This is a genomic window from Bradyrhizobium sp. IC4059 (genome assembly GCF_020193615.1).
Taxonomy (GTDB): domain Bacteria; phylum Pseudomonadota; class Alphaproteobacteria; order Rhizobiales; family Xanthobacteraceae; genus Bradyrhizobium; species Bradyrhizobium yuanmingense.
Genome location: NZ_JADYVH010000017.1, coordinates 39,643 through 53,533, shown reverse-complemented (window position 1 = coordinate 53,533; position 13,891 = coordinate 39,643). Strand labels below are relative to the sequence as shown.

Here is a 13,891-nt window from a genome sequence, read left to right as displayed (position 1 = left end):
TGAGAATGGCGCTTTCAAGATTTCCACGATTCACGCTGCTAAATATATGCGCAAGCCGTGCGAGTTCGATCCAACGCTTCGGCTTGAGAGCGTGTCATACGAACGCGGCGGTGGGGTGCGACTCTTTCGTCTGCGTCATCGGATGGCACAGGGAGTCGGCAGATGCCATTTTCATGGGCGATCAATCTGAAAGATTTTATCGCACTGGTTGTATCCGTATTTTCCCGGATATGACCGCTTGGTTTGATCGGGGAGGCGCAATGGTTCCGTCCAGGACCTGAATTTGAGCCGTGGCCCAACGGCTCAGTTGCTCGCCCGCTGTGTCCGATCCGTGCCGGATGCGGCGAATTGGGCTAGCCGCGACGGGCCAGCATCAGAAAGTCACCGCGCCATCCGACGATCGCCGTTGCGAGCGCGGCGATCACGATCTTGCCGGCAAGCCATGTCGCGGGCTCGGTCGGCATCGCGCCGAGTGATCCGATCAGGACGGCGGCCACCAGCGCCTGCGCGACCAGTGACCAGCGCGGGAATGCCTCGAACCGCAGTGTCGGACCGAGCGCAAACAGAATCGCTGCCAGCGTGGCGAGGCAAGCGCAGCCGACCGCCTGTTGCGGCGACAGGCCGGCCCATGCCGCGGCCAGCGCGACGGCAGCGACGATCGCGAGCTGGCCGGCCGCAACGATCACGAGCCTCGTTGCGAGCTTCTCCAGGTGCGGAACGACCGCGACGGTCGCTTGGAGATGCGTGTGCAGGAAATAGAAGACGGCCACAACAGGTGCCGTCGTCAGGAAGCCATCAAGGCTCTCCCGCGGCACCAGGATACGGGCTGCATCCGGAATGAAGCCGACGAGACCGCCGAGCAGCACGAGGGTCGTGCAGACCATGAACTCGAACATTCGCCGCGTCGATTGCACCGACTTCATGACGGTTCCGTGCTCGAAATCCTTCACGACATCGGGATAGCTCACGGTGTGGATCGCTGCATTGAGGACCCAGAACGGGCGTTGCAGCAGGTCGAGCGCAATCGAGAATCCGGCGCCGGCGCCCGTCGCGCCCAGCCGGCCGATGATGATGAAGCGGAGCAGCACCGGCACCGAGAGATGGATGACGGACGCACCCGCCGCCAGCATGCCGTAGCGGGAGAAATCCTTCCAGTCGGCCAGCATCGTCCGCAGCGGAACGCGCTCCAGGGGGGTGCGATAGGCCACCAGCCCCGCGAGCAGGCCCAGGGCGTGGCCCGCACTGACGCCGAGCAGCGCCGCTTCCGCCGTTCCCCAAATCGCCGCACCCGCGGCGGCTCCGGTCAGAAGGGCGGTAGCGCGAAACGCCAGGAGAGAGGAGGCGACACCCAGCCGGTCGGACAGGCGGACCGACAGCAAATAGAGGTCGGTCAGGCCCTGAAGCACGGATATGCCGAGGCCCAGCGCGATGATCCCGGCCGGGAGTACGCTGGCCAGAGATGCGCAGCCGCCGACCACGACGAGCGCGCCTGCGCTCGACAGGCCCGCGGCAAAGAGCGACCACCTCAGCCGCGCCGCCTCGTTCTCCCCGGCTGCTGCCAGAAAACGCAATCCGGCGAGTTGCAGCCACTCGAACATCAGGACGCAGAGCAACTGGCTCGAGGCCAGTGCCAGCGAGAAATTGGTGTAGTCGGAGGCGGGCAACAGATGACTGATCGCGAAGATCAGGATGATCGCCGCGGCGCTCTGATAGAGGTAGCCCGCCATCGCGAAGAGGCGTGTCATCTCGGAATGAGGCGCTCCTTGCCGACGGCCCGCGGCGCTTCAGTCGTTGCTGCGCGCACGCGCGACATGCGCTGCTCGCGCAATTGCTCATACAGATTCTTGTAGGATGACAGCACGTCGGCAAATACCCATTTGTTGGTATCTGCGATCAGGCGCCGGCTGATCTCGTCGATCTTGTGCGGATCAGACGCGACTGCAAGCATGCTGTCGGCCAGGGATTGGGGATCGGCTTCGGTCAGCCAACCCGTCACGCCGTGCTCGATGACCTCGGGCATGCCGCCAAAGCGCGTTCCGAGCAGCGGCCTGCCGGCCGCCTTGGCATCTGCGACGACGAGTGGACCGGGGTCGTGCCAGATCGAGGGCGCGACCACCACGTCGACCTGCCTGTAGAAATCGTCCGGCGCCACGAAGCCCATGAACTCGATGCGCGCATCCGGCGCGAGCGCCTTGAGGCGGCGCTGCTCCTCCTCGCTGACCCGGCCGGCGATCATCATTCGGATGCGGTCGGGGGGCAGCATGGCAAGGGCATGCATCAGGTTGTCGATGCCCTTCTCCTCAGTGAGGCGGCCGATGAACCCGAACGTCACTTCCGTGGTGCAGACCGGGCGAGGGTAGGGCTCGCGCGGCGGCTCGGTCGAGGCGTTGCGGATCACGGTTCGGATCGGCGTCTCCGCGAACATGCCCATGTCGGTATGGATCGACAGCACGCGCTCGCTCACGCCGACCACGGCGCTCAGCCAGTGCGTCGCCCGCTTGCGATGGAAGGTCAGGATCCCGCAGCTCGTGCAGGTGTGCTCGCAAGAGCGTCCCTTGTCGAAGCGCGAGCAGCGCGGGCAGGTCAGATAATAATCGTGAAGCGTATGCAGCACCGGCACGCCGAGCTGGGCGGCGACGCGCCAGATCGCGGTGGTGAGACCCGACAAATTGTTGGAGTGCAGCACGTCCGGCTTGAAGGCCCGGATGCGTTCCGCTATCAGCGGCGCCTGCATCTGCCAGTCGTCGACCGCATGCCAGATGCTGCGCTTTACGATGTTCTTCGGCAGCGAGAAGGGCAGATGGAAGTTGCGCACCGGCGCAGAATAGACGTTGATGCCGTTGCAGCTTTCACGAGCCTGCTCGGGCGCGGATGCGCTGCGGATCACCTCGACCTCGTCTCCGCGCTGCACCAGGCCTTCGGCGAAGCGCCGCGCGAAGATCTCCGCACCGCCGACGATCTTGGGGGCCTGAGGCGTCGGATAAAGCGTGGACGTCAAAAGAACTTTCATCACTGAACCTCATGTCTTGCAAAATCGCGCTTACCGCGCCGGCCTTATCTCCAAAGCGGGCATGGCACCGTTGCTCGCTGCAATGAGAACCGGCGTGGTCGAAACCGGAATCCAGGCACCGGACGTAGGTCTTGCGGCCGAGTCGCACGGCATCGCAAAGGTTGCGCCGTCCTGATCGCCCTTGATCCGGACCTCGTAACGCCGCTCGGGAGTCTCGGACCACACCGCAACTCTGGCGCCGGACGTAGTCGTTGCATTGATCGACACGACGCCGCTGGCGAGCTCGCGTTTCTCGGCGCTCAGGCTGGAGCGGATGAAAGCCCAGGCGCCCTGAACCGCGCAGGCGACGGGCTTCGGCGAATTGTCGAAACGGTAGAGCCCGAAATTGTGCTCCAGATCCGATGCGTCCTTTCCACTGTCCTTGAGTTCGTAGAACCACATTCCTTTGAGCCAGCGCGCCGCGGTTGATGCCCACAAGATGAGCTGCGCACTATTGTCGGACTGGGCTTGTTCGCTGACGCCGCATTTATTGGTGGCAGCCGTGGTCCACCCCGTCTCGGTGACATAGATCGGAAAATCGGGGTTTCCGCTCGCCTGGCCGACCAGGCGGTGAAACGCCGTCAGCCTGTCGATGATTTCGGCCGAGGTGCGTTTGCTCGGGCCCATGCAGAAATTGTAGAGATGGATCGATGCGCCGTCCGCATATTGAAGAATGCCCGTCCGCAGCATCTTCTCGGTCCATGTCCAGCCCAGATCGTCGCCGAGGGCGCCGACCAGGAAGGGTGCATTCGGCGCCACCCGCTTGACTACCGGCCGCGTGACCTCGGCAAGCGCCCGATAGTTTTCCGGCGAGAACGCAGCATCTTTCTTCGCCGCCAGGTTCCATTCGTTCCAAAGCTCGAACAGCGGATGCTGCGCCACCACCGATTGCGCGGCCGCCGCCGCATAATCGGCGAACCGCTGCCGCGCCTCGTCCGTCGTCGGTGGCGAGGAATTCGGAACGAGATGATGGCCGAAGGCGAGGATCAGGAGAGGGCGCGCGACGCCGGACTTGACTTGCGCTTCGAGCCTGCCAAGTCGGGGTGTGAAGCCCATCCGGCGTCCCCCAACCTCGAACTCGGACCAGGGAAAATCATCGCGAAAGGAATTGAGACCGAGTTGCTTGATCTGGGCGACGTTTTCCGAAGGCACGTATCCGCGCGCGCTCACCGGGCCGCCCAGCCCCTGATGCGTGCCGACCCCGAGCAGAAATCGGACATCGAGCGGTTGCGCCTGCTGTGCGCAGACCGAGACCGGAAGGAGAATGGATGCGATGAGGCTCGCGAGGCGGAGACTGTCGCGAACCAAGGTGCGTGGGAGCGGTGCAGCCATCAGAAATTCTTGGAGAGATCCGACTGCAGCGCCGCCTTCGTTGCGACGGGCGTCCGGTCGTCCTGAAGCAGCTCGACATAGACCTGCTGCAATTGCGCATGCGTCTTCTCGACGTCATAGAGCTGCTTGAAGCGGTCGTAGCCGCGCTGTCCCAGCACCTTGAGATCGAGGTCGAGTGCGCGCCGGAAACCATCCACGAGCGGCTGGACCGCGACGGGCTCGCAAAGCACGCCGGTCACGCCATCGACGACGATCTCGGGCAAAGCTCCGCTACGGAACGCAAGGATGGGCTTGGCCGCGCGCATCGCTTCCAGGGCAACGAGGCCGAAGGCTTCCCAACGTGACGGGATCACGACGAGGTCGGCGGCCTCGAGCTGGGTCTCGATGATCGGGCGGTCGAGCCAGCCCAGCAGGGACACGTTGGACGGGACGGTCGGACCTTCGTACTTGTTGACGACGGAGGCGCCGATCATGCGGACGTCCAGCACATCCTCGAGCGCGCGTGCCGCTTCGATCAGCAGATCGAACCCCTTCTGCCGGTCCAGGCGTCCGATGAACAGCACCTTGACCTTTTTGGAGGTCCAGTCAGCCGCGACGGGCTGCGGCGTGCGGCTCTTCGAGATGCCGTTGTGGACCACGGTGAGGCGGTCGGCAGGAATTCCCGCGCGCACCGCCTCGTTATACTCGTCGCTCGAGATGCAGATGATTCGGTCGGAGGTGCGCGCAAGCAGGTTCTCCGCGGACTTGGTCAGCAAATGACTGAAGCGGCCGGTCTCGCGCGAAAATGCCCAGCCGTGCGGACAATAGACGACGCGCGGTCCGCCTGAGCGGGCTGCCAGCGCGGGCCGGAGCACGAGCCCCGCCAAGGAAGAATGCAGGTGCACCACGTCCGGTCTGAAGGCATCCAGCGCTTGCATGCTCGCACGCAGCATCTGGAATAGGCCGGCGACGCTCCGGCCGGATCGTTCGAATGTTGTAATCTGGTTGTCATCGATTGCGCCAAGGTCGCCCCGATGATCCGACGGCACGACATAATGTACGTTCTCGGCACCGAAGCTGGCCTGTTGTTGAGGATGCAACTCGTTCAGATAGCTCGCGATCCCGCCACGGATCGTTTCGGCGATGTGCAGCACTTTCATCGTTTGCCTTGCGTAGGGCCGCGTTGGAGAGCCGGACATCTGTATCCCTGTTCTGTGTTCGCTAGTGCGAAACACAGTTCCTCGAATACGTAGCGATATTGGGGCAGCGATGTGGTCATGTTGCGCCAAGGCGCTCGCGCTTGCGATCATCGCAAGAACGAAGAAGAGTCATGGAACCAGGCAAAGAGCTGCGAGTTGCAAACTGTTTGTGCAAAAACCGTTGCGCGCGATAGGCGAACCGTGCCGCGTTTCACGCAGCGCTGGCGACGTTCGCCGGCGCTGCGAGGTGATCGAGCAACGCCTTCGCCGATTTCTTCCACGAATAGAATGCAAGGCGATCCTGTTGCCGCCGGCGTTCCTGGTCAGAGATCGCGCCGATTGCCAGTCTTTCGAGCATGAGCTGCTTCAGCGCCTCGAAATCCGTGGCGTCAAAATACGCAGCCGCGTCGCCGCACGTCTCCACGACGGCGTCGGCCCTCGAGGCGATGACCGGGCAGCCGAAGATCATGGCTTCGAGCGGCGGCACGCCGAACCCCTCGTAGAGCGAGGGAAACACGAAGGCCGATGCGTGCGCATAGAGCGCGGCAATCTCGCTGTCGGTCAGACGGCCGGCCAGCACCAGGCCGGAAGCCCCTTCGCCCGAATTATCCTGAAAGACCTTGCTGTTGTCGCCGCCGACGATGACCAGGGGAACGTCGGCCCGGTCGAGCAGCTGGATGGCGCGGATCGCGACGGACAGGTTCTTGTTCTTGGTTTTCGAGCCCACGAAGAGGAAGAACTTCTGCGGCTGAACGCCAAGTCGGGCCAGGATGCCGGGATCGGGCTGCGTGGCTGCAAAGTGCTCGGCGCTGTTGGGGAAGACGGGAATGCGCGATGCCGAGAGATTCAGCACGTCCGCAAGCTCCTTGCGGGAAAAACCCGACACCGTTGCAATGCTTGCGTGCCGCGCGAGCATCCGCCCCATCGTGCGATGGACGGTCAGATAGCGCCAGTTGAAGAAGTCGGGCCTGCGAAAGACCTGGGCGTCGTGAATCACGACGATATGGTCGCGATGGAAGACGGGCCCGGAATTGGCCAGGCTGATCAAGCGGCCTCCGGCGGCAGCCCGGGCGAGATCGATTTGATCCCACGCGTGCCCATGCAGCCGGCCGACAGCGCGAATCTTGATCCGGTCGAGATCAAGTTCCTCGCTTGCATCCGCGGGCTTCAACAATTGCCAGTCTGCGTTGCGCAGCGAGGTCGGAATCTGCTCCGACGCGAGCAGCACGTCGATCGCCTTGACCATTTCAGCGGCATAACGCTGCACGCCCGTGAGCTTTTGCGACAGAAAGCGGCCGTTAATGAAGAATTTCAATTGACTACCACGATGGTTCATGGAGTTCCGGCCGGGTTCGCGGGGAGCTCGCGGTGGAGGAGCCGCACGTGAGCAATCGTTAGGTACAGAAATATGACGCAGCCCGGCATGGCTTGGAGGCGCCGCCTGCATGGCCCGGCGTCGCCTTGCTGCGTGCCAGGCCGGGGTGTAGAGGTCGGCCATGACCGATGATACCCACTCCTTCCGCTGCGGCTCGCTCACCGCGACCGTCAAGGCGCACGGCGCCGAGCTCTGCTCGCTGAAGGGCGGCGGCACCGAATTCCTTTGGCAGGCGGGGCCGGAATGGCCGCGTCACGCGCCGCTGCTGTTTCCGATCGTCGGGCGCCTTGCCAACGACGAATTGCGGCATCAGGGCAGGACGTATCGGATGACGCAGCACGGCTTCGCCCGCGACAGCCGCTTCGTGTGGGCAGAACGCGGCGAGAGCCGCTGCACCCTGGTGCTCGATGATAATGAGACGACGCGCGCGCTCTATCCGTTCCCGTTCCGGCTGACGGCGGCCTATGCGATCGATGAGTCCGGCCTCGATCTGACGCTCACGATCGCCAACACCGGCAAGGAGACGTTGCCGGCCTCGCTCGGCGGTCATCCCGCCTTCAATTGGCCGCTGCAGCTCGGCGCGGCGAAGGAGAGCCATGCCCTGACTTTCGCGAGCGCCGAACCGGCTCCGGTCCGCCGTCTCGAAGGTGGATTGCTGCGGCCGGCAGCGGAGCCGAGCCCGGTCAAAGGCACCTCGCTTCCCTTGTCGGACTCCCTGTTCGTCGACGACGCCATCATCTTCGACCGCATCGAGAGCACTTCGGTCCGCTATGCCGCGGCGGGCGGTGCATCGACCGGGCCATGGCTGAAAATGTCCTGGCGCGGATTTCGCGAGCTCGGCGTCTGGTCGAAACCGTCAGGCGCGCCGTTCCTCTGCATCGAGCCCTGGCGCGGCTACGCAAGTCCCGCCGGCTTTCAAGGCGAGTTTACCGACAAGCCGGGGCTGATGCACATCGCAGCCGGCGCGGAAGAGCAATTGTCGTTCCGCATCGAGGTCGGATCGTCCTGAGGCCGGCGAGCTGATCGATGATGCCTAGAGCATGATCCGGAAAAGTGTGAAGCGGTTTTCCGAAAAGATCATGCTCAAACAACAACCTAAAGCGCGATGACGATTCATCCTAATCGCATCGGGCTTTAGACCTCGATGCGCGTGAGATCCTCGCCGAGCACGACCGGTCCTGCATAGTCCCGCCTGACGTCATCAAGCAATGCGTTCAGCATGGCATCGTCGGTGCGCGGACGGTGATGGGTCAGCGCGAGCTTCTTGACGCCGGCTCTGGCCGCGATCTTCCCGACGGTGTCGCCGCAGGCGATCGTGTATTTCGCGAGCCGGCGCAAATGCTCGTTGTTGATCTCCGGCGTGGCGAGGAAGCAGCACTGCACCAGCAGGTCGGCTCCCTCGGCCAGCCGCTCGAGCCCGGGGCAGGGGACGGTGTCGCCGGAAATAGCAATGACCTTGCCTTCCGCTTCGAAGCGATAGCCGAGACACATCCAGCGCGCCAGAAAGGCCGGCGACATGTCGAGGCCGTCGCCATGCGAGACCAGTTCGGCACTGATCTTCGAGCGACCGGTGTCGAGCACGGGGCCTGGAATGATGTCCGTTGCGGCGACAGGCTTCCAGCCGCCGAAGCTCGGCTCGCCCTGGTCGCGCCAGGCGATGTCCTTGTCGTAGACCTGCGTGACGAGCGTGTTGACGAGGCGTTCGGTGTCCGGCGGGCCGTAGACGCGCAACTCGTCCTTGCGCCCGTGCATCCACGAATTCAACATCACATCGTAGAGATCGCCGATGTGGTCGAAATGGTGATGGGTGAGGAAGACCGTGTTGATGGCGCCGAGCGGCACGCCCGCCTTGTGAAGCTGCACCATGACGCCACGACGGCGTCGAACAGGATGTTCTCCTCGCCAAGCCTGATCAGCGTGGTCGTCGCCATGCGGCGCGGGTCCGGGCGCGGGCCGCCGGTGCCGAGCAGTATGACCTCCATGCGCCACCTCCGAGTGCAGGCTTTTGGAGGTACAGTAGATGCGAAGCTCACAGGGGAGCAAGCCGCAGGCGGCCGCTCGAAGTACGATCTGATTGTCCGAATCGAGAGACTGTCGGCGCGACGGTGCGCCGAATGAGAATTGTGGGCCAATTCATACTTAATGTGCCAAGAGCATGACCAATATTGTTTGCGCATCACAACGCGCCTAGTATCGCGGCAGGCAATTTCGGGGGCTCGAACAGGCTGTGAATGCCCGTTCACATGACGGCGCGTTGCGCGGCGACTTGAATCTGCAGGTCGGGACGCAGGCACATGGGACCGCCAGGACGGCGGTAGCTTCCGCTCGTCCGCCCGGCCGCGAGCGGCTGATCGTCGTCGAGGACGATCCGGTGATGCGGACCATGCTGGTCGACTATTTCAGCGACAACAATTTCGACGTGGTCGGCGCCGGCACCTGCACGGAGTGCCGTCAGGCGCTGCGCGCGCGCACCGATCTCGTCTTCCTCGACGTGCAACTGCCTGACGGGGACGGCTTCGAGCTCGCCAAGGAGATCCAGGCCACCAGCAACGCGGGCATCATCTTCGTGACGCGGCGCGACACCGACGTCGACCGCATCCTCGGCCTCGAGGTCGCCGGCGACCATTACGTCACCAAGCCGATCAACCTGCGCGATCTGCTCGCGCGTGCGCGCAGCGTGCTGCGGCGTCGCTCGATCGACCGCAAGGCGGCGCGCAACCACAATTCGATCGCGTTCGGCGACTGGATCATCGACCTGACCCGGCGCGAATTGCTCGGCAACGACGGCAAGCCGGTGGCGCTGACGCGCGCCGAATTCGACCTGCTGGCGGCGCTCGTCGGCGCCGACGGCAGGCCGCTCAGCCGCGACTATCTGATCGAGGTGGTCAGCAACCGCCAGGCCGAAGTCGACATCCGCACCGTCGATGCGCTGGTGGCGCGGCTGCGCCGCAAGCTCGTCGGCAGCGGCACGCCCGTGATCGCGACCGTCACCGGCGTCGGCTACAAGCTCGCGCTCAGCGAGCGGCTGTAGCGCAAGATCCGGAAAAGCGTGCAGCGGTTTTCCGGCAAGATCATGCTCAGACAATAGCAACATCGCCGTCAGCGCGATGCGACGCGCTTCCAACGTGCTTCGATGCGCGCCTTGATCCGGCTGACCCTGGCCTCATGGGCCGCCCAATAGGCGCGGCTGGCGGCCGCGGTGCCTTGACGATAGCGGGCATAGACCGCCTTCGGCTGCACCGGCATCTTCGGGCGGCTCGCCGGTTTCACGGGCGCCGCAGCCGCAACCGCAACGGCAGCTGCAACCGTGGACGCCGGATCCGGAGCAGCCGCAGCTTCGCGCTCTCCCGGCATCGCGCTCATCGCGACAAGCCGGTTGCGGGCCCGGTTGCAATAGACCTGCGACCGCGCGCTCATCTCCACTTCGCCATGACCCGCCCGGTATTTCATCAGCGCGCGGCAGAGGTCCCCGCCCGAAAGCCGCCAGGCTTGGCTGAGATAGAGCACCCCGTAATGGATGTTGACGTCGGGTTCGGCCAGCTCCGCGCTGCTGCCGCGGAAGCCCAGCATCGCCGCGGTCTCGGGGCGCACCTGCATCAGGCCGATTTCGCCCGCGCTGCCGATGACCGCCGGGTTGTAGCCGCTTTCGACGAAGACGACCGCCTCGGCGATATCGGCCGGCAGATTGGTGCTCTTGGTTTCCCTCTCGATGATCTTCCGGATCGTGGTCCGCGACGACGGCGTTTCGCCGGCGCCGAGCTCGCTGCTGCCGTCAGCCGCATGTGCGCCGATCGGAGCCGACACGAGCAGGACGACCGCGACGTGCCTCCACGTCGCGCCGAGAATGAAGCGTGCCCAATCCCGCAGCATGGGCTTGTCATAGAGCGCCGGAGTTAACAAACCGGCCTCAGGCGTGTGTGCGTCACGGTCGCGCGCGGGCGCTCTGGTCGGTGGATCTGGCCTGCGACGGCTCCTCCAGCTGGTCATCGACCGCATAGAGCGTGCAGCTGGGCGACCATTTCATGCAGGCTGCCAGCGAGTCGCGCCGGGCCTCCTCGGTCGTCGCCCGTCCGGCGCGCCAGCCGTAACCGCCGTTCGGCGACACCGCAAAGGCCTTGTGCGGCAGCAGGCTGGCGAGGTAGCGCGCGAACTCGGCCCGCGCGGCCTCGTTCAGCTGGCGTGGCGGTGGCAGCGGATCGGGCAGGCTCAGGAGGTCATGGCCGAGCCCGCGCTCGCGCAGGAAGGCGTCGAGATACGGTGTCCATTGCGGCCGGCCCGCGACCGAATAGAGATAATGCCCGTCGTCGCCGTAAGCCGGTGCCGCGACGAAGCTCGCATTGCCGCCGCCCGCGCGAAACCCGTCATGGAGCCGGCGCGCGAGGTCGGGACCGAAATAGGAATCGTTGCTCGCATAGACCCACAGCATGGGCACGTGCGAGGTCTTGCCGAAGGTGGCGAAGGCCTGCACCAGCCCATCCGGATTGCAGACATCGTCGTCGTTGCGCGAGCCGCGGCCGCCGGCAAAATTGATTGCGGCGACGAGGCCCGCCGGCGCCTGTGCGCTCAGCGCCACCGTTGCAAGGCCGCCTGCGGAATGGCCGGCCGCGATCATGCCCGATGTCGTCACGTCGCCCCGGTGCGCCATCGCATCGATCGCGGCGCGCAGATCGGCAACCGCGACGGCGGCCGCCGGCAGGTACGCGGCCTTTGCGCAACCGCCGACGCTGTCGACGCGCCCGCCCGGCGAGGTGCCGTAGCCGCGCCGCATCACCACCAGCGCCGCAAAGCCGCGCCGGGCGTATTCCAGCGCGATGCCATAATATTTGTGCGCCGACATGGTCGCGCGGTCCTCGAACTTGCGCGGCGAGCCGTGGCTGAGCAGCGCCAGCGGATAGCGCTTGGTCCCGACTGGTCGGACCAGAAAGGCCTCCAGCCCCTGCGGTCCGGCCTCCGCCATCGGGATGCGCAGGTCCTCGGTGTAGAACTCCGCGGCGCGCGCCGGTGCACCGGCCAGGGCGAGGCCGGCGATCAGCACGAGCAGCTTGCGCGAAGGGATCATGAGACGATTCGAAAGGGCGGTGCTGCCGAGCATAGCACGAAGGCTGCTCATGGGGACTGCAGCGCCTCCAAGGAACGCCTTCCCCGTCGCGCGTGTTGTGCCCTTGGCGGGGGCTTGGCCGATGCTATGGTGTCCCGCACTCACGACAGGACGAGGGTATTCCAGTGGCTGATGTTCATCCCGCGGCGGGCAAGCAGGCCTCGCCGGACGCGCTCACCAATATTCCGCGGCTGGTGACGGCCTATTTCGCCGGCAAGCCGGATGCGTCCGATCCGGCACAGCGCGTGGCGTTCGGCACGTCGGGCCATCGCGGCACCTCGTTCAAGAACACCTTCAACGAAGGCCACATCCTCGCGACCACGCAGGCGATTTGTGATTACCGCAAGGAGAAGGGCCTGACCGGCCCGCTCTTCATCGGCATCGATACCCATGCGCTGGCCGAGCCGGCGTTGGTCAGCGCCATCGAGGTGTTCGCAGCCAACGGCGTCGAGGTCATGATCGACAAGGATGGCGGCTACACGCCGACGCCCGTCATCTCGCATGCGATCCTCACCTATAACAAGGGCCGCACCTCTGGTCTTGCTGACGGCGTCGTCATCACGCCGTCACACAATCCCCCCGAGGACGGCGGCTACAAGTACAATCCGCCTCATGGCGGCCCGGCCGATACGGACGTGACCGCTGCCGTCGAGAAGTGCGCCAACGCCTATCTCGCCGGCGAGCTCGAGGACGTGAAGCGCATCGACTATTCGAGGGCGCGCAAGGCCGCGAATGTCCACGCCTACGACTTCGTCACGCCTTACGTCGCCGATCTCGGCAATGTCGTCGATCTGGACCTCGTCAAATCCGCCGGCGTCAAGATCGGCATCGATCCGCTCGGCGGCGCCGCCGTGCATTACTGGCATCCGATCATCGAGCGCTATGGCCTCAATGCCACGGTCGTGAACGAGGCGATCGATCCGACCTTCCGTTTCATGACGGTGGACTGGGACGGCAAGATCCGCATGGACTGCTCCTCGCCCTACGCGATGGCGAGCCTGATCGGCATGCGCGACCGCTTCGACGTCGCCTTTGCCAACGACACCGACGCCGACCGCCACGGCATCGTCACGCGCACCGGCGGGTTGATGAATCCGAACCATTACCTGGCGACCGCGATCTCCTACCTGTTCGCGCACCGACCTGATTGGGGCAGGGATGCCGCGATCGGCAAGACCGTGGTGTCGAGCTCGATCATCGACCGCGTCGCCAAGAAGCTCGGCCGCAAGCTGGTGGAGACGCCGGTCGGCTTCAAATGGTTCGTCGACGGCCTCGTCACCGGCGGCTTCGGCTTCGGCGGCGAGGAGAGTGCAGGGGCCTCGTTCCTGCGCCGAGACGGCGCGGTGTGGACCACCGACAAGGACGGCGTCATCCTCGGCCTGCTCGCTGCCGAGATCATGGCCAAGACCGGCCGCGATCCCAGCCAGATCTTCAATGATCTCACCGCCGAATTCGGCATGCCGCATTACGCGCGCATCGACGTTGCCGCCACCGGGCCGCAGAAGAACATCCTGAAGTCCCTCACGCCAGAGCAGCTCGGCCTCAAGGACCTCGCTGGCGATCCGGTTCGTGCGACGCTGAGCAAGGCGCCCGGCAACGGCCAGCCCTTCGGCGGCATCAAGGTCGAAACCGATTTCGGCTGGTTCGCCGCGCGGCCGTCCGGCACCGAGGACGTCTACAAGATCTACGCCGAAAGCTTCCGCAGCCCCGAGCACCTGAAACGGATCCAGGAGGAAGCCCAGGCGGGCCTAGCCAAGGTGTTCGCGGCGTAAGTTGTTCCGAGAGGTCGCCGCTGTCTTACCCTCCCCAGGGGAGGGTAAGCGGAGCCGGAGTCGGACGCGGTCATTCCCCCGTTATGT

11 protein-coding genes are annotated in these 13,891 nt (G+C 64.9%); 3 read left to right on the top strand and 8 right to left on the bottom strand.

Annotation, left to right across the window (positions count from 1 at the left end; genetic code table 11):
* Nucleotides 1-353: 353 nt before the first annotated feature.
* The 5 genes from I6F12_RS34195 to I6F12_RS34175 form a co-directional block, all read right to left on the bottom strand.
* Nucleotides 354-1,745: a hypothetical protein gene (locus I6F12_RS34195; protein ID WP_225128136.1), complete on the bottom strand. Its 1,392-nt coding sequence runs from the start codon at nucleotides 1,743-1,745 to the stop codon at nucleotides 354-356.
* Nucleotides 1,742-3,010 (bottom strand): glycosyltransferase family 4 protein, encoded by a 1,269-nt coding sequence (locus I6F12_RS34190; protein WP_036013938.1) that lies wholly within the window; start codon nucleotides 3,008-3,010, stop codon nucleotides 1,742-1,744. Before I6F12_RS34190 ends, I6F12_RS34195 begins: the two co-directional genes overlap by 4 nt.
* A gap of 30 nt (nucleotides 3,011-3,040) precedes the next feature.
* Nucleotides 3,041-4,381, bottom strand: coding sequence for a hypothetical protein (locus I6F12_RS34185; RefSeq protein ID WP_225158270.1), 1,341 nt, complete (start codon nucleotides 4,379-4,381; stop codon nucleotides 3,041-3,043).
* Nucleotides 4,381-5,520: a glycosyltransferase gene (locus I6F12_RS34180; protein WP_225128132.1), complete on the bottom strand. Its 1,140-nt coding sequence runs from the start codon at nucleotides 5,518-5,520 to the stop codon at nucleotides 4,381-4,383. Before I6F12_RS34180 ends, I6F12_RS34185 begins: the two co-directional genes overlap by 1 nt.
* A 250-nt stretch (nucleotides 5,521-5,770) precedes the next feature.
* A complete protein-coding gene (locus tag I6F12_RS34175; RefSeq protein ID WP_225158302.1) occupies nucleotides 5,771-6,874 on the bottom strand; it encodes a glycosyltransferase family 1 protein in 1,104 nt (367 codons plus the stop codon).
* A gap of 181 nt (nucleotides 6,875-7,055) precedes the next feature.
* Between I6F12_RS34175 and I6F12_RS34170 the strand changes: the two genes are divergently transcribed.
* Entirely contained in the window at nucleotides 7,056-7,943 is an 888-nt protein-coding gene (locus I6F12_RS34170) for an aldose 1-epimerase family protein (protein ID WP_225158269.1), read from the top strand.
* A gap of 125 nt (nucleotides 7,944-8,068) precedes the next feature.
* On the opposite strand, the gene I6F12_RS34165 is transcribed toward I6F12_RS34170, so the two are convergent.
* Nucleotides 8,069-8,800, bottom strand: coding sequence for an MBL fold metallo-hydrolase (locus I6F12_RS34165; RefSeq protein ID WP_249787135.1), 732 nt, complete (start codon nucleotides 8,798-8,800; stop codon nucleotides 8,069-8,071).
* 361 nt (nucleotides 8,801-9,161) lie between these two features.
* On the opposite strand from I6F12_RS34165, the gene I6F12_RS34160 reads away from it, so the two are divergent.
* Nucleotides 9,162-9,965 (top strand): response regulator transcription factor, encoded by an 804-nt coding sequence (locus tag I6F12_RS34160; protein ID WP_225158267.1) that lies wholly within the window; start codon nucleotides 9,162-9,164, stop codon nucleotides 9,963-9,965.
* Nucleotides 9,966-10,033: 68 nt separating this feature from the next.
* On the opposite strand, the gene I6F12_RS34155 is transcribed toward I6F12_RS34160, so the two are convergent.
* Nucleotides 10,034-10,804 (bottom strand): transglycosylase SLT domain-containing protein, encoded by a 771-nt coding sequence (locus I6F12_RS34155; RefSeq protein WP_074448115.1) that lies wholly within the window; start codon nucleotides 10,802-10,804, stop codon nucleotides 10,034-10,036.
* 52 nt (nucleotides 10,805-10,856) lie between these two features.
* Nucleotides 10,857-11,993 (bottom strand): CocE/NonD family hydrolase, encoded by a 1,137-nt coding sequence (locus I6F12_RS34150; RefSeq protein ID WP_225158266.1) that lies wholly within the window; start codon nucleotides 11,991-11,993, stop codon nucleotides 10,857-10,859.
* A 164-nt stretch (nucleotides 11,994-12,157) separates the two neighbouring features.
* Between I6F12_RS34150 and pgm the strand changes: the two genes are divergently transcribed.
* Nucleotides 12,158-13,804, top strand: coding sequence for a phosphoglucomutase (alpha-D-glucose-1,6-bisphosphate-dependent) (gene pgm, locus I6F12_RS34145; RefSeq protein ID WP_225158265.1), 1,647 nt, complete (start codon nucleotides 12,158-12,160; stop codon nucleotides 13,802-13,804).
* Nucleotides 13,805-13,891 lie beyond the last annotated feature (87 nt).

Excerpts from the sequence above, each read along its gene's own strand:
- I6F12_RS34195 (WP_225128136.1), bottom strand. The coding sequence starts at position 1,745 with ATGACACGCCTCTTCGCGATGGCGGGCTACCTCTATCAGAGCGCCGCG.
- I6F12_RS34190 (WP_036013938.1), bottom strand. The coding sequence starts at position 3,010 with ATGAAAGTTCTTTTGACGTCCACGCTTTATCCGACGCCTCAGGCCCCC.
- I6F12_RS34185 (WP_225158270.1), bottom strand. The coding sequence starts at position 4,381 with ATGGCTGCACCGCTCCCACGCACCTTGGTTCGCGACAGTCTCCGCCTC.
- I6F12_RS34180 (WP_225128132.1), bottom strand. The coding sequence starts at position 5,520 with ATGAAAGTGCTGCACATCGCCGAAACGATCCGTGGCGGGATCGCGAGC.
- I6F12_RS34170 (WP_225158269.1), top strand. The coding sequence starts at position 7,056 with ATGACCGATGATACCCACTCCTTCCGCTGCGGCTCGCTCACCGCGACC.
- I6F12_RS34165 (WP_249787135.1), bottom strand. The coding sequence starts at position 8,800 with ATGGTGCAGCTTCACAAGGCGGGCGTGCCGCTCGGCGCCATCAACACG.
- I6F12_RS34155 (WP_074448115.1), bottom strand. The coding sequence starts at position 10,804 with ATGCTGCGGGATTGGGCACGCTTCATTCTCGGCGCGACGTGGAGGCAC.
- I6F12_RS34150 (WP_225158266.1), bottom strand. The coding sequence starts at position 11,993 with ATGATCCCTTCGCGCAAGCTGCTCGTGCTGATCGCCGGCCTCGCCCTG.